Annotated in this window: 18 protein-coding genes; 12 read left to right on the top strand and 6 right to left on the bottom strand. The window is 56.9% G+C overall.

The features are described 5' to 3' along the window. Positions 1-24: 24 nt before the first annotated feature. The gene (locus RBB44_RS15020) at positions 25-1461 is read right to left on the bottom strand and encodes a deoxyribodipyrimidine photo-lyase (protein WP_306148518.1); all 1437 of its coding nucleotides are present in this window, start codon (positions 1459-1461) and stop codon (positions 25-27) included. Positions 1462-1628: 167 nt separating this feature from the next. On the opposite strand from RBB44_RS15020, the gene RBB44_RS15015 reads away from it, so the two are divergent. The 3 genes from RBB44_RS15015 (at position 1629) to moaA (ending at position 4416) form a co-directional block, all read left to right on the top strand. After that, positions 1629-2735, top strand: coding sequence for a twin-arginine translocation pathway signal protein (locus RBB44_RS15015; protein WP_306148517.1), 1107 nt, complete (start codon positions 1629-1631; stop codon positions 2733-2735). Then, positions 2728-3180: a MarR family winged helix-turn-helix transcriptional regulator gene (locus RBB44_RS15010; protein ID WP_133947046.1), complete on the top strand. Its 453-nt coding sequence runs from the start codon at positions 2728-2730 to the stop codon at positions 3178-3180. The genes RBB44_RS15015 and RBB44_RS15010 overlap by 8 nt, the downstream gene beginning before the upstream one ends. A gap of 246 nt (positions 3181-3426) precedes the next feature. After that, positions 3427-4416: a GTP 3',8-cyclase MoaA gene (gene moaA, locus RBB44_RS15005; protein WP_306148777.1), complete on the top strand. Its 990-nt coding sequence runs from the start codon at positions 3427-3429 to the stop codon at positions 4414-4416. Positions 4417-4520: 104 nt separating this feature from the next. On the opposite strand, the gene RBB44_RS15000 is transcribed toward moaA, so the two are convergent. The 3 genes from RBB44_RS15000 to RBB44_RS14990 form a co-directional block, all read right to left on the bottom strand. Then, positions 4521-5765, bottom strand: a complete 1245-nt coding sequence (locus RBB44_RS15000; RefSeq protein ID WP_306148516.1) for a multidrug effflux MFS transporter — start codon at positions 5763-5765, stop codon at positions 4521-4523. A gap of 101 nt (positions 5766-5866) precedes the next feature. Then, positions 5867-6745, bottom strand: a complete 879-nt coding sequence (locus RBB44_RS14995) for a DMT family transporter (RefSeq protein ID WP_306148515.1) — start codon at positions 6743-6745, stop codon at positions 5867-5869. 71 nt (positions 6746-6816) lie between these two features. Then, positions 6817-7965, bottom strand: coding sequence for an Mrp/NBP35 family ATP-binding protein (locus RBB44_RS14990; RefSeq protein WP_306148514.1), 1149 nt, complete (start codon positions 7963-7965; stop codon positions 6817-6819). 264 nt (positions 7966-8229) lie between these two features. Between RBB44_RS14990 and RBB44_RS14985 the strand changes: the two genes are divergently transcribed. From RBB44_RS14985 to glp, 8 genes are all read left to right on the top strand, one after another. Then, positions 8230-8910, top strand: a complete 681-nt coding sequence (locus RBB44_RS14985; RefSeq protein ID WP_306148513.1) for an SDR family oxidoreductase — start codon at positions 8230-8232, stop codon at positions 8908-8910. Positions 8911-8948: 38 nt separating this feature from the next. After that, the gene (locus tag RBB44_RS14980) at positions 8949-9539 is read left to right on the top strand and encodes a GNAT family N-acetyltransferase (RefSeq protein ID WP_306148512.1); all 591 of its coding nucleotides are present in this window, start codon (positions 8949-8951) and stop codon (positions 9537-9539) included. 209 nt (positions 9540-9748) lie between these two features. Continuing rightward, positions 9749-10207, top strand: coding sequence for a BLUF domain-containing protein (locus tag RBB44_RS14975; protein WP_306148511.1), 459 nt, complete (start codon positions 9749-9751; stop codon positions 10205-10207). Between the two features lie 106 nt (positions 10208-10313). Continuing rightward, positions 10314-11483, top strand: coding sequence for a benzoate/H(+) symporter BenE family transporter (locus tag RBB44_RS14970; protein ID WP_306148510.1), 1170 nt, complete (start codon positions 10314-10316; stop codon positions 11481-11483). A 66-nt stretch (positions 11484-11549) separates the two neighbouring features. Then, a complete protein-coding gene (gene fdhD, locus RBB44_RS14965; RefSeq protein WP_306148509.1) occupies positions 11550-12428 on the top strand; it encodes a formate dehydrogenase accessory sulfurtransferase FdhD in 879 nt (292 codons plus the stop codon). Continuing rightward, complete coding sequence (gene mobA / locus RBB44_RS14960; protein ID WP_306148508.1) at positions 12425-13078, top strand: molybdenum cofactor guanylyltransferase MobA; 654 nt, start codon at positions 12425-12427, stop codon at positions 13076-13078. The genes fdhD and mobA overlap by 4 nt, the downstream gene beginning before the upstream one ends. Continuing rightward, entirely contained in the window at positions 13075-13596 is a 522-nt protein-coding gene (gene mobB / locus RBB44_RS14955; RefSeq protein ID WP_306148507.1) for a molybdopterin-guanine dinucleotide biosynthesis protein B, read from the top strand. Before mobA ends, mobB begins: the two co-directional genes overlap by 4 nt. Then, positions 13593-14870 carry a gephyrin-like molybdotransferase Glp gene (gene glp / locus RBB44_RS14950; protein WP_306148506.1) on the top strand — a complete coding sequence of 426 codons (1278 nt, stop codon included), beginning with the start codon at positions 13593-13595 and terminating at the stop codon, positions 14868-14870. The genes mobB and glp overlap by 4 nt, the downstream gene beginning before the upstream one ends. A 39-nt stretch (positions 14871-14909) precedes the next feature. Here the strand turns inward: glp and RBB44_RS14945 are convergent, their stop codons facing one another. Continuing rightward, positions 14910-15908, bottom strand: coding sequence for an MBL fold metallo-hydrolase (locus tag RBB44_RS14945; RefSeq protein WP_306148505.1), 999 nt, complete (start codon positions 15906-15908; stop codon positions 14910-14912). A gap of 154 nt (positions 15909-16062) precedes the next feature. Between RBB44_RS14945 and RBB44_RS14940 the strand changes: the two genes are divergently transcribed. Continuing rightward, positions 16063-16995 (top strand): LysR family transcriptional regulator, encoded by a 933-nt coding sequence (locus RBB44_RS14940; RefSeq protein WP_306148504.1) that lies wholly within the window; start codon positions 16063-16065, stop codon positions 16993-16995. Between the two features lie 5 nt (positions 16996-17000). On the opposite strand, the gene RBB44_RS14935 is transcribed toward RBB44_RS14940, so the two are convergent. Then, positions 17001-17648: a glutathione S-transferase family protein gene (locus RBB44_RS14935; protein ID WP_306148503.1), complete on the bottom strand. Its 648-nt coding sequence runs from the start codon at positions 17646-17648 to the stop codon at positions 17001-17003. Between the last annotated feature and the right edge of the window lie 73 nt (positions 17649-17721).

Below are 17721 nucleotides of genomic sequence, written 5' to 3'. Positions count from 1 at the left end.
ACGATACCGGGCAAAAACAACGGGTCAAGCTGCATCTTGTCCCGCTGATTTCACATCCTCATAGCCGTCGAGCGCAGCCTGGCGGGCCTTGCTGTGATCCACAATCGGATACGGGTAGGTCTCTCCAAGCCTGACGCCTGCCTCCCGCAGGACACTGGCCGGGGCCTCGAACGGCGAAAACAGGTGTTTTGTCGGCAGCTTTGCCAACTCCGGTACCCAGCGGCGCACGTATTTGCCGTCCGGATCGAATTTCGGTCCCTGAGAAATCGGATTGAAGATCCGGAAATATGGTGCCGCATCCGCACCGGACCCGGCCACCCACTGCCAGCTTGCCGAGTTGTTGGCAAGATCCGCATCGACCAGCGTATCGCGGAACCAGGTCTCTCCATGCTTCCAGTGAAGCCGGAGATGCTTGACCAGAAAACTGCCAGCCAGCATTCGCACACGATTGTGCATGTAGCCCGTGTGCCAGAGCTCACGCATCCCGGCATCCACCATCGGATACCCGGTCAATCCCTTTTGCCATTTTGTGAGATCCTCCGCACTCTCCCGCCAAGGGTATGCGTCGAAGGCAGGCCGCCAGTTTTTCTCTGGCAATTGCGGGAAATGATAGAGGAGATGATAGGAAAACTCCCGCCAGGCAATTTCCGATAGGAACTTGTGCCCGTCGCTGGAAAGGCTGGATTTGCGTGCGGTTGCATGCTGGGTTGCCGACCACACCTGCCTCGGCGAGATATCGCCAAAATGAAGGTGCGGCGACAAACGTGAGACGTTGGGCAAGTCCGGCCGGTTGCGCTTGTCGCCATAGCCGGACAATCCGTGATCCAAAAATTCGATCAGGCGGTCTTTGGCACCGGCTTCCCCAGGCTGCCAGATGTCTTCCCAGCCTTCGGCCCAGTTCGGCTTGGTCGGCAGCAACTCCAGATCGGACAAACTATCGCTTTTGTCGTAGGCAGCGAAGTCAATCTCCTCTGGGGCCGGCAAGGGATCCGGCACGTTGATTTTTTGAGCCGCTTTCCAGAACGGCGAATAGACTTTGTAGGGGCCACCCGTCTTCGTTTCGACATCCCAGGGCTCAAACAGCAGAGAGGCCTTAAAACTCTTGGCATCGATCAGGTCCGTTTTCAGGGCCTCTTTCAGCGCACTGTCGCGTTCGATGGCATGCGGCTCATAGCAGCGGTTCCAGTACACAGCATCTGCGCCGGTCTCCTGAACGAGTTCCGGGATCAGATGCCGCGCGCTGCCGCGCAGGAAGACAAGGCCCGGGAGGTCTTCCTTCAGCGCCGCCAAGCTGTGATGCAACCACCACCTGCTGGCGCCGCCCATGGGATGGTCATCGCCAGATTGATCCGGTGTCTCAAGAATATAGACCGGCAACACCGGGCCGCGCCGAGTTGCTTCATGAAGGGCCGGATTGTCCGAAACACGCAAGTCCTGCCGGAACCAAACGATTGTAGTCATAACGCCTCTTAAGTGTGTCTCTTTCCTACGCGGCCGCCCCTCTTCAGATCAATTTTTCTCTGACTTTAAAAGCACATGCTCCCAAAAACCGAACGGTTGGCACCACATCTTGATTTAGTGCGAAATCGTATTATATAGTACGATATCGCATCATATAGGAGCCTTCCATGTCAGTTTCCCGCCGCAAAACGCTCGCCCTCCTTGGAGGTGGTCTGATAGTTGCCGCCACCGCATCGGCCGGCACATTTCTCGCAACCCGCACTCCAGAAAAGGCGCTCAAACCGTGGAGCAGCGCCGGCGGATACGAAGATCCACGGCTGTTTGCGCTGTCTTACGCCTTGCTTGCACCAAACCCGCATAACCGGCAGCCCTGGCTGATCGAGTTGACTGACAAGGACACATTCCGGCTGCACAGAGATCCGGCGCGGGATCTCCCTCACACTGACCCTTATCACCGGCAGATCTTCATTGGTCTCGGTTGCTTCCTGGAGCAAATGGCCATTGCCGCTAGCCTCAAAGGCTTTTCGACTGAGATTTCGCTCTTTCCAGAGGGAACTGATGGTCCAATCGCGGACGTTGTGTTGATCGACGGGGCGGACGCAGATCCATTGGGTGCGCATATCATGGACCGCCGGTCTTGCAAGGAGCCCTTTCAGAACACGCCGGTTCCAGATGCCATGGCGGCGCAACTCCAGACCTATGGCTCGGTCTGGACCAATCCGGCGGATGTTAAAAGCATCAAGGACCTGACATGGCAGGCCTGGCTAACGGAAATGAACACCCACCGGACCTTGAAGGAAAGCGTCGATTTGATGCGCTTCGGCAAAGCAGAAATCAATGCAAATCCGGACGGTATTGATCTCGGCGGTCCGTTCCTGGAAAGCCTCATGGTGGCTGGTCTTCTGACCAAGGACAGTCAGCTGGATCCGGCGTCCACAGGATTTCAGGAGGGCGTGAAAATGTACCAGGCAATGCTCCATGCAACGCCCGCCTATATCAGCCTGACAACGCCGGCAAACACGCGGCAGGATCAGATAGAGGCTGGCCGCCGCTGGCTGAGGCTCAACCTGGACACGACACGTCTCGGATTGGCGCTTCACCCGGTGAGCCAGGCGCTGCAGGAGTTTGATGAAATGACCCCGCATCATGCTGAAGCGCACCGCCTGCTTGCCAAACCCGGAGAAACTGTTCAGATGCTTGGACGATTGGGATTCGGGCCGCAAACCGCCCGCACGCCGCGCTGGCCCCTTGAAACACGGATGATGAATGGATAACGCGTCCCGCCATACGCTGTTCAGTTTTTTCAATGAAATCGGCATTATCGCCCAACTGAGCCGGGCTGCCATGGAAGCCCGGCTGCCGAAGGGCCTGACCCTGCCCCACTTCAGCGTGATCAATCACCTGATACGGGTCAAGGACGGTCAAACGCCACTTGCCCTTGCCAAAGCTTTCCAGGTCCCCAAGACGACGATGACCCACACGCTAAGCGGTTTGCTGGATCATGGCTTGGTTGACATGCGCCCCAACCCAAAAGATGGCCGCAGCAAAACAGTCTGGCTCACCGAAGCCGGGCGACAATTCCGTGAGACGGCCATCCGCTCGATTGACCCGGACATGTCGGCGATAAAATCGGCCATCCCGGAGGAAAAGATCGCTGAAATCCTACCACTTCTGGCGGAAATCCGCAGTTTCATGGACGCTTATCGCGACGAGAATTGATTGCACCGGCGACCTGCAAAGCTCGCGCGCGATTGACAGAACTACACTAACCAGTTTACCGATAATTCGGAACTGTACCATTTGGCTCCGGTTTTATTTGAAAACATGCCGGTTTGTTCCATATGATGCAGGAGCGGGCGAAGACCCGCCGTCAAAGACAATTCTGAGGGAGAGCGGAACGTGACAGACGGCAATATCGTGGTTTCGAAACCGGCGGCACCAGAGACATCCGCAAGGCCTAAACCGATGATCGATCCCTTTGGCCGCGCCGTTTCCTATCTTCGGGTCTCCGTAACAGACCGCTGCGATTTCCGCTGCGTGTACTGCATGGCAGAGGACATGACGTTCCTGCCGAAGCGCGAAGTTCTCAGCCTTGAAGAGCTGGACCGCCTGTGCACCGCTTTCATCGAAAAAGGTGTCCGCAAGCTGCGCCTGACGGGCGGTGAACCGCTGGTGCGCAAAAATATCATGAGCCTGATCCGCAGCCTCGGACGGCATCTGGGCAGCGGCGCTCTGGACGAGCTGACGCTCACCACCAACGGATCCCAGCTGGCCCGCTTTGCCCACGAGCTTTATGATTGCGGTGTCCGCCGGATCAATGTTTCCATCGACACGCTCGATCCGCAAAAATTCAAGGCAGTCACCCGCTGGGGCGACCTTGCCAAAGTCATGGACGGCATCCGAGTTGCCAAGGAAGCCGGGCTTGCGATAAAGATCAATATGGTCGCGCTCAAACAAGTGAATGAGCATGAAATTGAGAGCATGATGTCCTGGTGCCATGAGCATGGGTATGATCTCACAATGATCGAGACCATGCCGCTCGGCGAGATCAACGAAGATCGCACCGATCAGTATCTACCGCTCTCCACCGTGCGCCAACGCCTGAGCGAACGCTTCACCCTGACGGACATTCCTTATAAGACCGGTGGTCCGGCGCGCTACGTCACGGTTGAGGAAACCGGCGGTCGCCTCGGCTTCATCACGCCGATGACCCACAATTTCTGCGAAAGCTGCAACCGGGTCCGCGTGACCTGCACGGGCCAGCTTTACATGTGCCTGGGTCAGGATGACATGGCGGATCTGCGTGCGCCTCTCAGGGCCTCGGAAGGCAACGAACTGCTGAGTGACGCAATCGACGAGGCCATTGGGCGCAAGCCGAAGGGGCACGACTTTGTCATTGACCGGGAGCGCAATCAGCCGGCGGTTTCCCGTCATATGAGCGTTACGGGCGGCTAATCTCGGGTCTCATTCGTTTCGGGAAACCAGAAACGCCAAGCAGCAAAAAACATGTTGCGCGGCAGTTTAACCGCGCAGCAGCGGCTTACGTGCCTAGTGATTGCTCACCGGTCTTCATATGGTGTGTCTTGACGCTCGCCAAGAAAAACGGCGAGCACACACGCCAGTCCGAAAACGCCTCCGACAACCATGACCAGGATCATCGGCATTTCACCACCACCGGCAATGTCGGCCGAGAACATGTAAGCGACGGCACTTGAGACCAGCGCACCAGCGCCAACCTGGAGAAAACTGAGCATTCCTGACGCCGTGCCGGCAAGATCAGGGCGGATGCTCACAGCTCCGGAAATGGCGCTTGGAATGCCCAGCCCATTGCCCAGACCGATGAAAAACATCGGCAGGAAGAACAACGCCCCGGTAAGGCTATCCGTCAACGTCCCAAGGACAAGAAGCGACACCCCAAAGACACCCGTGATCACACCAAGTGCGATCATCCGCGCAATCCCTGCACGAGCTGCAATTCGGCCTGTGATGAAGTTCCCGATGATATAGCCGATTGAGACCACCATCAGATAAAGGCCGATTTCCGCAGGAGCCATATTGAACACACCAGCCGCCACAAACGGGGCCCCGCCGAGATAGGCAAAGTACAGCCAGGCCATAAAGGTCGATGCTCCGCAATACACCCAGAACATCTTCACCTTGAAAAGATCAGCATAGCCCTGCCCGATCTGCTTCAGACTGACCGCCTTTTTGTGCTGATTGGTCTCCGGAAGGAACAGCCAGGCGCAAATTGTAACGCCGATCCCAAAAGTCAGCATCAACACAAAACCACCCCGCCAACCGTAATGCGCGTCGAGAAAACCGCCAATCGCGGGCCCGATGGTCGGCGCGACGGCCATGCCCATAGCAACATAACCGATCATGCTGGCTGCTTTGTTGCGTCCGTAGACGTCCCGAACGATGGCACGGGCCAGAACGAGACCGGCCCCGCCGCCGATCGCTTGAACAATACGGGCAGCTATCAGGGCCTCAACTGTCGGTGCCATCAAACACAACACGCTGCCGATAACGAACAGCACCATTCCGGCAACAACAACAGGTCGCCTGCCGAACTGATCGGAGATCGGCCCCAAAAAAATCTGCGCTCCAGCAATTGCGATGAAATAGAACGCTAATGTGAGCTGGATCTCAGCAGCAGTAGCCGAGAACGCACTCATCATGCCGTCGACGGATGGCAGATAGATGTTCATCGCAAAGGGAGACAATGTCGAAATGCCCATGAGCATGACAACAAACGCGATCCGTTTGGGTTCCCGGGTTGTATGCGCAGTCAGATCTGAGGCCATTTGAAAGTGTTCTTTTCGCTGAACGCAGACCTTAGGAAGGCGTTCTCAAAAAATCAATCTTATTAATTGAATGCGGTACCAACTATCGCGATAGTTGCATATCATCTTGTGTCCGCTGCGACAGCTTTGCGCTCCCGGAAAAAGCTGTAGGTGCCGGAAGCGATGACGATAGCAATGCCTACCAATGTGATTCCATCCGGGACATCGCCCCACACAATGTAGCCCAGAAAAATCGCCCAGACGACAATGGTGTACCGGAAGGGCGCAACCACGGCGATGTCCCCAAGCCGCATCGCCAGAATAATGAAGACGTATCCAGCCAGGACAAAAACAGCCGCCCCGCCGAGATAGCCGTATTCCACCAAAGACAGATCCGTCCAGCCGGATTGCAGGGTTAAGAAGGTACCAAGCAGCGTCACGGCAATAAAACTTACCAAGGCGACACCGAGGGTCGGGACATCCTTGGGCAACTGACGGGTTGCAAGATCCCGCAGCGCCATGCAGCCAACACCTGCCAGTGCCAGAAGGGAGAACGCGTTGAAGCCCTCCAATCCCGGCCGGATAATCAATAAAACACCGATCAGACCGACAAGGATCGCGCTCCATCGGCGCCACCCAACCGCGTCTTTTAGGAAAACCGCTGCTGCGGCTGTTACCACGAGCGGCAACACTTGAAGAATGGCAGTCGCATTGGCGATCGGCAACTGGAAGAGCGCCGTCAAATATAGGATGGTGGCCGCTGTCTCTGCGAGTGCCCGAACCAGTACCGCTGGATGCGCCAGAACACGCGCATTGTGAAACAGCCCGGTCACGGCACCGGCAACGCCCAGCGCGGCGATGCAGATCAAACCACGTACCAGAATGATCTGTCCGAGCGGCACCGCGTCAGAAGCCATCTTGACCAGCGTATCGTTCAAGATGAAGCCAGCCATGGCGATCAGCATCGCAGCAATCGCCCGGCTGTTGCTCGGATGGTCCATAAAAATGCCTTTAAACGAAATTCGGGCAGGAACATCGCCCCTGCCCGATCCAAACTAAACTATTGCGCTAACTATTCAAAAACAATCGCGGGTGCTGCGCGATCTGCACCGTCCGTCCCGCCTTCGATGCCGGCCATCACTTTGCCCGCGATCTCTTTGTAGATTTGCGCAGACTGGCCTTCCGGATCAGACACAACGATTGGCGTTCCTGCATCGGACGTCTCGCGGATCTTCATCGCCAACGGCACCTCTCCTAGAAACGGCACACCAAGACGCTCAGCGTCGGCGCGTGCGCCCCCGTGGCCGAAGATGTCATGGCGGCTGCCGCAATCCGGGCAGAGGAAGTAGCTCATGTTTTCAACGATGCCGAGAACTGGCACGTCGACCTTCTTAAACATGGCAAGCCCTTTGCGCGCATCTATCAAGGCAAGATCCTGCGGGGTAGAGACAATCACAGCCCCTGCGAGCGGCACCTGTTGGGCCATTGTGAGCTGCGCATCGCCGGTTCCAGGAGGCATATCGACCACGAGGACATCGAGCTCACCCCAGGCAACTTCGCGCAGCATCTGTGTGAGCGCGGAGATCACCATCGGACCACGCCAGATCATCGGAGTTTCTTCTTCAACCATGAAGCCCATGGACATCACCTTGACGCCATAGCCTTCCAACGGCTTGAGCATGCGACCGGACAAGGCTTCCGGACGTCCGGAGACATTGAAAAGCCGCGGCACGGACGGTCCATAAATGTCGGCATCGAGAACACCGACCTTCATACCATTTGCAGCCATGCCCAGAGCGAGGTTCGCAGTTGTGGTCGATTTGCCAACACCGCCCTTTCCGGACGCAACTGCAACAATGTGCTTAATCCCCGGAACACCCGGTTTAGCGGAGGCCTGTTCTTCTTGCGGGGGTCTTGACGCTCGCGGCGCAGGCGCTGGCTGCGGCGGACGTGGGGGAGCACTTCCAGGCGCGCGCTCCGCAGTGAGAGCAACCATGGCGTTTTCAACACCCTCAACTTCCTTCACGACTTTCTCGGCCGCCTGACGCAAGGGCTCCAATTCCTGAGCTCGCGCAGCTGGGACGGTAATCGAAAATGCCACACGGCCATCGGACACGAAGACGTCTGAAACCAGTCCAAGCGAGACGATGTCGCCCTCCAGGTCAGGCCCTTTGATTTGGCGCAGCCGGTCCATCACGGCGTTTTTTATGGTTTCACTCATCTATGCGTCCTGTCGGTCTCAGGTGATCGCAGCGCTCCTCCGCTGATGTGCCATATCGGCCCTAAATCACCTTATTCTATGATTTTCACCCCTTAAGGTGATTTCCTTCTGTTTCTTAGGGTTGATGATTGCGCGTTACAAGGTGTGTTGAGCGCTCAACATTGTCCCCCTTGCGGAGAGAGGACAATGTTGTCCTTGCCCCTCCCCAGGCAGCCCGGATAGTTTCGGCCCTGTCGCCTGAACAGCCACCTTTCGAGAAAACATATGACCACCTGTCTGATTACCGCCATCAATCGCGGAATTGGCCGCGAACTTGTCGCCGCCGCTCTTGCTAAGGGCTGGACTGTGTATGGGTCTGTCCGGTCAGCGGAGGCCGCCCGCGAAGTCACTGAAGCCTTTGACGGCAAAGTCTCGCCTCTCGTGTTTGACGTCACCGATCACAAGGCCGTGGAAGCAGCTGCAGAAGCACTCGACGCCTCAATCGACGTCCTGATAAACAATGCGGGCATTATCGGACCCGACCGGCAAAGTCCTCTCGATATGGACTATGACGGCTTTCACGAAACGCTGGCAATCAACACCCTTGGTCCCCTTGCCGTCAGCCAATCCTTTCTGCCTCACATCTTGAAAGGCAAACCCGGGACGATCATCACGGTCTCCAGCCAGATGTCCTGGATGGGCTATCGCAAGTCCGACCGCATCGCCTATCGGGCATCCAAAGCGGCGGTGAACAAGGTGATGCAAGGTTTGGCAACAGAGCTCGAAGACGAAGGTGTTCCGGTCGCCTTGATCGATCCGGGCTGGGTCCGCACCGACATGGGCGGACCGGAGGCCGACAATTGCCCGGCCGATGTTGCTTCGGGCATTCTGAACTTAAGCGAAACCCTCACGTTGAAAGACACCGGCAAGTTCTTCAAATGGAGCGGCGAAGAACGCCCCTTCTGATAGACAACCAACGCACCAACAAACTAGCGGATCATTCGATGTCCTGGCCCCTACCCATTACCTTGACCGGTACACATGTCTCTCTCGTTCCTCTCAGCCTTGAACACGCGGACGATCTCTCGGAAGCTTCGGCCGAAGGGGATTTATGGAAAGCCTGGTATACGAGCATTCCGAAGCCTGAAGACGTGCGGGCAGAAATAGAGCGGCGCCTGGGATTGCAGGACGCCGGATCGATGTTGCCCTTTTCGGTTCTCACACCGGATGGCAAGGCAGTCGGCATGACGACATACATGAACATCGATCCGGTTCACAAACGTGTCGAGATCGGCTCCACCTGGTATCGTAAGTCTGTTCAACGAACCGGCCTTAACACAGAGTGCAAGCTGATGCTGCTCACGCACGCCTTTGAAGAGCTGGACTGTATAGCGGTGGAGTTCCGGACCCACTTCCTGAACCGGCAGAGCCGGACAGCCATCGAGCGGCTTGGCGCGCGGCTTGATGGCGTCTTGCGGTCCCACCAAAGATCCGCAGATGGTGCGTTGAGGGATACGGCGGTTTATTCGATTCTTCCACACGAATGGCCAGCAGTTAAGAACGGCCTAATGTTCAAGCTGTCGCGAGACATCTGAGCCGCTTTCACACAAGAAGATCAGCCAATGTATTTGTGCACAGCTTTCTTGATGCTGATCTTTTAGGCCAACAGCACCGGAATCAGCAGACCAAGGAGAGGACCTGTCGAAAACCGGTCCTCTTCTTCCAATTTGATTCAAATTTTAAGCAAATGTGAGGAATTGAAGCGCAGGCTGGTCTTGTCAGGGATTGGATGGGACACAAGCAAATGGAACTCTACCGGGCCTGCTACCGCAGCAAGATTAAATGGAACAACATGCGCTTGCCCCTGCCGGATGAAATCGACAAGACCTTGCTGCGCATTCGGCGCATCAACCGTCGTGCAGGTGTGACCGGGGCTTTGCTTCTTGTCGATCAGCACATCATTCAGGTCCTGGAAGGCTACACCGGACCAGTGCTCGACACCGTGTACTGTGTCATGAACGATCCACGCCTCCACGACATTGAGGGCATCATTCACGAGCCGGCCGATTACCGGTTGTTTCCGAACTCGCTGATGTTCTTCCGAGATCTGACGGACGGCATTGCTGCATCCCGGCATGCAGAACTCCGCCCACTCCTTGATCATCCAGGTGAAGTCACCCGCGATGAGGCTTATCTGGCGCTCAGCCACTTCGCCAAGGAGCTGCGCGAAGGCCGGATGACCAACGACATGTTGATGATCTGAGCCCGGACCCGAACTCCAAAGAGAACGGTTTGCGGCTGAACTGATCTGGCCATCTCCGCTCCGTGCGGACTAGGGTGTGGTTCCCTTTCCTTGGAATCACATTTTCATGTCCGCCGCACACCCGTCCTTCCAGTCTTTTTCTGCCGGACTGCTCGCCGCAATCGTGGGCTTTGCCAGTTCCTTCGCCATCGTCATCCAGGGGTTGAATGCCACCGGAACCACGCCCGCTGAGGCAACCAGCGGTCTGATGGCTCTGTCCATCTCCATGGGCCTTTGCGCTGTCGTCGCATCGCTCTGGACAAAGATCCCGGTCAGCATTGCCTGGTCGACGCCCGGTGCAGCCTTGCTTGCATCCGCCGGCCCAATCGAGGGAGGCTTTGCGGCTGCAGTTGGTGCCTTTCTTGTGTGCGCTGTTCTGATCATTCTCGCAGGCCTGATCCGTCCTTTTGGGCGCGCCGTTGCGGCTATCCCAAGTCCGCTGGCAAATGCCATGCTCGCGGGCGTTCTTTTCGGGCTGTGTCTTGCTCCGGTGCGGGCGGTTGGCGAAATGCCGGTCTATGCATTGGCGGTGATCCTGTCCTGGGCAGTCGCTGTGCGTTTTGCCAGGCTTTACGCCGTCCCGCTGGCCATGGTCGTCACCTTTGGCATTGCGTTTTTGACCGGCGGTTCGCTCGATCTTGGAGAAACGCCTCTCATCAGCCAACCGCTTGTTATCCTCCCCGTGTTCACTTTCGAGGCACTGGTCAGCATCGCACTGCCGCTTTTTATTGTGACGATGGCGTCTCAGAACATACCGGGCATCGCGGTCTTGAGAGCCTTTGGCTACCAACCGAACAGCAGCTCTTTGTTTACACTGTCCGGTGTCTTCAGCTTGGTATCGGCCCCGTTCGGCGGGCACGCCGTAAACCTTGCCGCAATCACGGCCGCCATGTGCGCCGGTGAAGATGCGCATAAGGATCCAGCCGCCCGCTATTGGGCGGCCGTGTTTGCCGGTGTGATCTATATCCTGTTCGGTCTCTTCGCCGGTTTGGTTATGGCTTTCGTGGCCGCAACACCTGGCATCTTGATTGAAGCTGTAGCAGGTCTTGCCTTGCTTGGCGCGCTTGCGTTTTCAATCGGTGAAGCGACCAAAGAGGCCGAAACGCGGGACAGCGCGATCATCACCTTTGCAATCACGGCCTCCGGCGTCAGCTTCTTCGGAGTGTCCGGCGCCTTTTGGGGACTTCTTGCAGGGGGAGTGTTCATGGCACTTATGCGCTTTCGAAAACAGACTTAAGTGCTTGCCCTTCCCCCTTTGGCTCCCATAGTCTTCCAGACGAAACAACTTTGGAGTTCTGTGCCTGTGACGGCGCCCTACATACTGCAACCCGACCCTTTCAATCCCGCCCTTTCGACCACCGTGACCGGGGTCGACCATACCGGTGCCGAGGTCGACACAAGAGTGGTCACCGAAAAACCTCTCACCTTGTTTCTGAATTCCCAGGAAGTGGTCACGATGATGACCATCGGTGATCATCCGGACCTGCTTGCCGTCGGCTATCTCAAAAACCAGAACATGCTGGCACCCGACGATGTCATCACCGGGATCGAATACGATGATGATCTCGAAGTGGTTATCGTTCGCACAGAGCGCGAGACCAACTTCGAAGACAAGATGAAGAAGAAGGTACGGACCTCCGGCTGTGCCCAAGGCACCGTTTTCGGTGATGTCATGGAGGGCTTTGAAACCATTGACCTTCCAAAGGACGCCCGGCTGAAAACATCCTGGCTCTATGCGCTTACCAAGGCGATCAACACAACACCGTCGCTGTATCTGGAAGCTGGTGCGATCCACGGCTGCGTGTTGTGCCGTCATGACCAGCCGCTGGTCTACATGGAGGATGTCGGCCGCCATAACGCTGTCGACAAGATCGCCGGCTGGATGGAGCTGAACAAGATCCCAGCAGACGACAAGGTCTTCTACACAACAGGACGTCTGACATCCGAAATGGTGATCAAGACTGTCATGATGGGGATTCCGATACTCGTGTCGCGCTCCGGCTTTACCGCTTGGGGCGTGGAACTTGCCCAGCAAGCCGGTTTGACTTTGATTGGCCGGGCGCGGGGCAAGAGATTCGTCGTGCTGTCCGGCTCTGAACGAATTGACTTTGATATGGATCCCGCGCTTGCGGACGACGAACCCCGCGGTTCCGGCCGGAAAGGGAGTGAAAAAGCGGAATGACCCCGGCAAATGCTCGGATCTCCAAAGACCGTGTCCTCGGCTGTGTGCTCGCGGGCGGGCAATCGCGCCGGATGGGCGGCGGCGACAAGACGCTGATTGACCTCAATGGCAAATCGATGCTGGAGATCATTCTGGATCGGCTCAACCCGCAGGTCTCCCAGATCGTTCTGAATGCAAATGGCGACCCCGAGCGGTTTGCCCAGTTCCGGCTTCCGGTAGAGCCTGACCCAATCGGCGGCTTTGCAGGCCCTCTTGCCGGTGTCCTTGCTGGACTTGATCACGCACGGCGCAATCTGCCTCACTTCAGTCATGTCGTGTCAGTCGCCGGTGATACACCGTTCTATCCATCCAACCTTGTTGATCGTTTCCTGGAAGCGGCTCCTGGCGACAAACCGGTGATCGCACTCGCCAGTTCTTCTGACAAACTCCACCCGGTCTTTGGTCTTTGGCCGGTCGCGCTCTATAACGATCTGCACGACTGGCTGTCGACGGGACAAAGCGGCAAGGTTCTGGCCTTTGTCGACCGGCATGACAGCATCGAAGTCGGCTTCGAGTTGGATCAGGCGACCGGCCTCGATCCGTTTTTCAATGCCAACCGGCCGGATGATCTTGAGACGGCCCGCAACGCGGCGAGCCTTTTGTCCTCATGATATCAACGCCTGTCTTCGGAATTACTGGCTGGAAGAACTCCGGCAAGACGCAATTGGTGACCCGGCTGGTGGCGGAGTTCACCTCACGTGGCCTTAAGGTCTCGACAGTCAAACACGCCCACCACAACTTCGATATCGATCGGCCAGGCGCCGACAGTTACCGGCACCGGGAGGCAGGTGCCGTTGAAGTCGCTCTTGTGTCCGGCCGCCGTTGGGCCTTGATGCACGAGCTGCGCGAGGAAGAAGAGCCACCGCTTTCAGCTATCCTCCCACGATTGGCGCCCTGCGACTTGATCCTGATCGAAGGGTATAAGCGGGAAAACCATCCGAAGATTGAAGCCAGACGCATCGAATCGGCCAGCAAAGGACCTTTGTCACCGGACGACCCAAACATTTTGGCTGTTGCCGCTGATCATGCAATTCCTGACGAAACACTGCCTGTTTATGATCTTAACGACATCTCAGGTCTTGCTGACTTCATAACCAGCCACCTCAGCCTGCAGAGTGTCCAGTCATGACAGCAAAGCCGCTTTTGAACGACTGCTTTCTGCACGACAAGGACCGGCTGAAACACGCTGAAGCCCTGGCTATTCTGAAAGACCGGCTTGCGCCGGTGGCCCTATCGGAGACCATTACCCTGGGCGAAGCGCTCGGCCGGATCCTGGCAGAAGACATAACCGCGCCGCGCAACATTCCGCTCGCCGACAATTCCGCTGTCGACGGGTATGCATTCCGCTTTGCGGACCATGATGAAGCCGGTGGTTTTTTCCGGTTGCGCCAGCGTGTTGCCGCCGGTCATGCCAGCAATGAAATGCTTACACCTTGGGGCGCCGCCCGGATCTTCACCGGAGCCGTCATGCCGCCGGGGGCGGACACGGTCGCCATGCAGGAAGACTGTGAAACTCACAGCCAGGACGGCGAAGATTTCGTCATCGTGCCCCAAGGCCTCAAGAAAGGTGCCAATTGCCGGAAGGCCGGGGAAGATGTTGCCGAGGGCACGAAGATATTGACCTCCGGGCACCGGCTGAAGCCTCAAGACCTTGCGGCAATTGCATCGACCGGACTTGCTGAAATCACGGTCTATCGAAAGCTCAAGGTTGCGCTCGTTTCAACCGGCGATGAATTGCGCCGGCCTGGCGATCTGATCACCGTTGGAGACGTCTACGATTCCAATCACTACTTGCTGAAAAGCCTCGCCGCAGGATTGCCGGTTGAGATCGAAGATCTGGGGATCTTGAAGGACGATGCGGGTCTTGTCGAAAACACTCTGGCTGAAGCCTCAAAGACCTTTGACATCATCTTGACGACCGGCGGGGCAAGCCGCGGCGAAGAAGATCACATGCAGACCGCGCTGGAAAAGCTTGGCCAACGGCACATGTGGCAACTCGCCATCAAGCCGGGACGGCCTATGATGTTCGGCCAGATCGAAAACTGCGTGTTTCTTGGACTGCCCGGCAACCCGGTCGCGGCGATGGTCTGTTTTCTGCTCTATGGCCGCCCGGTCATCAGTGTTTTGGGTGGCGGCGGTTTTGTGAAACCACAACGGTTCCAGGCCCCGGCGGACTTCGAGGTTCCAAAGAAGAAGCCGGACCGCCGGGAGTTCTACAGAGGTATCCTCGGGGTAGACGAAGACGGCAGGACGATCGCCCGCAAGTTCGACAGAGACGGCTCTGGCCTGATCACGGGGTTGCGCGAAGCGGACGGGCTGATCGAGATCCCGGAAGACGCAACGTCTGTAAAACGCGGAGAGCTCGTCACCTTCCTACCGTTCTCCGGTATGGGTGTTTTGTAGGAGCGCCGTCCAAGCGCTCCCACCTCTTTCAGAAGTCCTTTAGAAGGTGTACGGCCAGTCCGCTGCAACGAAGCGGTAGCCATCGCCCTGTTTGGCGAGATAGCCAAAACCCGGGAACGGGATGTGCATTCCGGCAAACATCACCCTGTCGGCCGAAACCTCATCGAAAAACTTCTTCCGGGTTTCAATTGCCTGCGCTGGATCAATATCAAAGGCAATCGCCCATTCCGGGTTCTCGAATTGATACGTTGTTGCGTGAATGATGTCCGCCGCAATGATCAGCTGTTCGCCATTGCTTTCGATGACAAAACCGACATGTCCGGGCGTGTGGCCCGGCAAGGCCTTTGCAGTGATACCCGGAAAGAGTTCCTTTCCCGGATTGAACAATGTCTGGGTGGACTTGTAGGCATCCGCACTTGCGCGAGCCCCCAGAAAGAACGGTTTGAACTGTTCAGGTGCTGCGTTCATCGCCGCATCATCGTACCAGAAGGTGTTATCCAGCTCAGGCAGCAGCAATTCAGCATTCGGGAACGCTTTTTCACCTGTCGGTGTCAACACGCCGAAAAGGTGGTCCGGGTGCATGTGGGTGATCAGAACCGCATCGATCTGTTCCGGCGTGACACCAGCTGCGGACAAAGCACTGCTTAGATGCCCCAGTGTCGGCCCCATCTTGTCGGATGTGCCCGCATCGATCAGCACCAATTTGTCCCCGGTGTTGACGAGATAAGCGTTCACCGGTCCAGTGAGGGCCTGACCTTCAATAAAGGCCGCCTCACGAAGTTTCGCCGCAGTTTCTTCTTCGTAGCCAACGAAGAGTTCTGGACCCAGTTGCAGGTAACCGTCGAGAAGCGCTGTCACTTCGAAGTCACCGACTTTGCGCCGCAAAGCACCCGCCATTGGTGACCTTGCCAAAGGCGCTACCGCATGTGCTGTTGCCGGGACTAGGCTCAAAGCACTTGCCGCGCCAAGTGCAGCACCGCCGGTCATGGCGCCGCCCAAGAAGCCACGCCGGTTCATGGAAATTGTTTCAACGGTCATACCTGTTCTCCAATGCCGTTCTGCCAATCCGCCCCCTAAAGAGGCCGTGCCCTTTAATTGATTTATTCTTCTGGATTTTAAAGCCGGAGATTATTTATAAGAACCAGAAGCTCAACTTATGAATTACATTTTCTGGCGGCTTCAGGAGACTGAAATGGACAAATTGAGCGCGCTCAGCAGTTTTGTGAACGCGGTGAGACTGGGCAGCTTTTCCGCGGCCGCAACGCACCTGGGCGTGTCACAGCCAGCGGTCAGCCAACAGGTCCGAAGCCTGGAGGACACGCTCGGAACACGGCTGATCAACCGCACAACCCGGCGTTTGTCTTTGACCGAGGCGGGGGAACGCTATTTCGCTTATGCCAGTGACATTCTGGAAAAGCTCTCCGAGGCGGACCGGTCGGTACAAAGCAATGAAGCCCAAATGAGTGGCCGCCTCACCGTCAGCCTGCCGTATGCCTTCACAGAGCCGGAGCTGGCAGGCTTCCTGACCAAGTTCAAGGCGGCCTATCCGAACATCTTGTTCGACGTGCAACTGTCGGACGCCATGGTGGATCTGCAAAAGGAACGGATTGATGTCGCCATTCGCATGGGGCATTTGCGTGACGACCGGTTGATCGTTAAGAAGCTCGGCGACATGAAACGATGCCTTGTTGCCTCACCAGACTATCTGAACCGAAGGAGGCGCCCCGAGACACCGGAAGATCTCAAAACGCACGACTTCCTACTTTATCCGCATATCGCCGAGGCTGGATCCATCGACCTCGTCGGCCCCACAGGAAAGGCAACCAAGGTTGCTGTGTCGCCAACAATGGTGATCAACAATTCAGCGGCCCTCCGCCGTGCAGCAATCGCAGGCTTGGGCATCTCCACCGCGGTAACCTGGCTGTCAGCACCGCACTTTGGAACGGGAGAACTGGAACTGATCCTTGAGGATTGGTCCTATGGTGTTCATCCCATCCACGCGGTTTATCCGTCTTACCGCTTCATACCAATGAAAGTCCGCCAGTTTGTCTCGGACCTTCAAGCTCATCTGGATGAGCAGCAGGCCTTCGCAGACCCGAACACCCATTTGGCTGCAGCGGAATAAGCCCGTCAAACCTCATCCACGGCGACGACCCACGTCTCCTTGAGTGCCTCAGCTTCCCATTCCTGCCAGGCATCAAGCCCGCGCAAGGTTTGGCTGTATTTGGCGGCAACAGACGCATCGCTGAGGCCGTATGTGTTAAAGCGGCTCACGACGGGCGCATACATGGCATCTGCAATCGTGAAATCGCCGAACAAAAACGGTCCGCCGGAGGCCTCGAGACACTCTTCCCAAATCTCAAGGATCCGGCCGACATCCGCCTGGACAGCCTCGCTGACGGACCGCTTTTCAGCCGGCCGGCGCATGTTCATCGGACATTCGGCTCTCAGAGCTGGAAAACCTGAATGCATTTCCGCCGAAACTGATCTTGCGCGCGCACGCGATTTAAGATCCGTCGGCCAAAGGCCCGTCTCAGGTTCACAATCGGCAACATATTCAAGGATCGCCAGGCTGTCCCAAACCGTGAGATCACCGTGCTTCAGCACAGGCACTTTCATACTTGGCGAGAAATCACGAAACTTCGGATTGCCGTTTTCAAAATCGAAGGGAACAAGCGTTTCCTTAAACGCAATACCCTTGTGCCGCATCGCGATCCAGGGTCGGAACGACCAGGTCGAATAGTTCTTGTTGCCGATGAAGAGTTCGAATTCGGCCATCTGCTCCGCCCGCTTTCAAATCCGTTTCCAGATTGTTTCATGAGATGCAACCGGCAAACTGTGCCGGGCGATA

Source organism: Roseibium sp. MMSF_3247, from assembly GCF_030733765.1.
Lineage (GTDB): Bacteria > Pseudomonadota > Alphaproteobacteria > Rhizobiales > Stappiaceae > Roseibium.
The sequence above is the reverse complement of the archived record's forward strand: the minus strand, read 5'-3'. Positions and strand labels throughout refer to the sequence as shown.

Excerpts from the sequence above, each read along its gene's own strand:
- mobA (WP_306148508.1), top strand. The coding sequence starts at position 12,425 with ATGACCCCGGCAAATGCTCGGATCTCCAAAGACCGTGTCCTCGGCTGT.
- RBB44_RS14975 (WP_306148511.1), top strand. The coding sequence starts at position 9,749 with ATGGAACTCTACCGGGCCTGCTACCGCAGCAAGATTAAATGGAACAAC.
- mobB (WP_306148507.1), top strand. The coding sequence starts at position 13,075 with ATGATATCAACGCCTGTCTTCGGAATTACTGGCTGGAAGAACTCCGGC.
- RBB44_RS15010 (WP_133947046.1), top strand. The coding sequence starts at position 2,728 with ATGGATAACGCGTCCCGCCATACGCTGTTCAGTTTTTTCAATGAAATC.
- RBB44_RS14985 (WP_306148513.1), top strand. The coding sequence starts at position 8,230 with ATGACCACCTGTCTGATTACCGCCATCAATCGCGGAATTGGCCGCGAA.
- RBB44_RS14995 (WP_306148515.1), bottom strand. The coding sequence starts at position 6,745 with ATGGACCATCCGAGCAACAGCCGGGCGATTGCTGCGATGCTGATCGCC.
- RBB44_RS14935 (WP_306148503.1), bottom strand. The coding sequence starts at position 17,648 with ATGGCCGAATTCGAACTCTTCATCGGCAACAAGAACTATTCGACCTGG.
- RBB44_RS14980 (WP_306148512.1), top strand. The coding sequence starts at position 8,949 with ATGTCCTGGCCCCTACCCATTACCTTGACCGGTACACATGTCTCTCTC.
- RBB44_RS15015 (WP_306148517.1), top strand. The coding sequence starts at position 1,629 with ATGTCAGTTTCCCGCCGCAAAACGCTCGCCCTCCTTGGAGGTGGTCTG.
- RBB44_RS14970 (WP_306148510.1), top strand. The coding sequence starts at position 10,314 with ATGTCCGCCGCACACCCGTCCTTCCAGTCTTTTTCTGCCGGACTGCTC.
- moaA (WP_306148777.1), top strand. The coding sequence starts at position 3,427 with ATGATCGATCCCTTTGGCCGCGCCGTTTCCTATCTTCGGGTCTCCGTA.
- RBB44_RS14990 (WP_306148514.1), bottom strand. The coding sequence starts at position 7,965 with ATGAGTGAAACCATAAAAAACGCCGTGATGGACCGGCTGCGCCAAATC.
- RBB44_RS14940 (WP_306148504.1), top strand. The coding sequence starts at position 16,063 with ATGGACAAATTGAGCGCGCTCAGCAGTTTTGTGAACGCGGTGAGACTG.
- RBB44_RS15000 (WP_306148516.1), bottom strand. The coding sequence starts at position 5,765 with ATGGCCTCAGATCTGACTGCGCATACAACCCGGGAACCCAAACGGATC.
- RBB44_RS15020 (WP_306148518.1), bottom strand. The coding sequence starts at position 1,461 with ATGACTACAATCGTTTGGTTCCGGCAGGACTTGCGTGTTTCGGACAAT.
- glp (WP_306148506.1), top strand. The coding sequence starts at position 13,593 with ATGACAGCAAAGCCGCTTTTGAACGACTGCTTTCTGCACGACAAGGAC.
- RBB44_RS14945 (WP_306148505.1), bottom strand. The coding sequence starts at position 15,908 with ATGACCGTTGAAACAATTTCCATGAACCGGCGTGGCTTCTTGGGCGGC.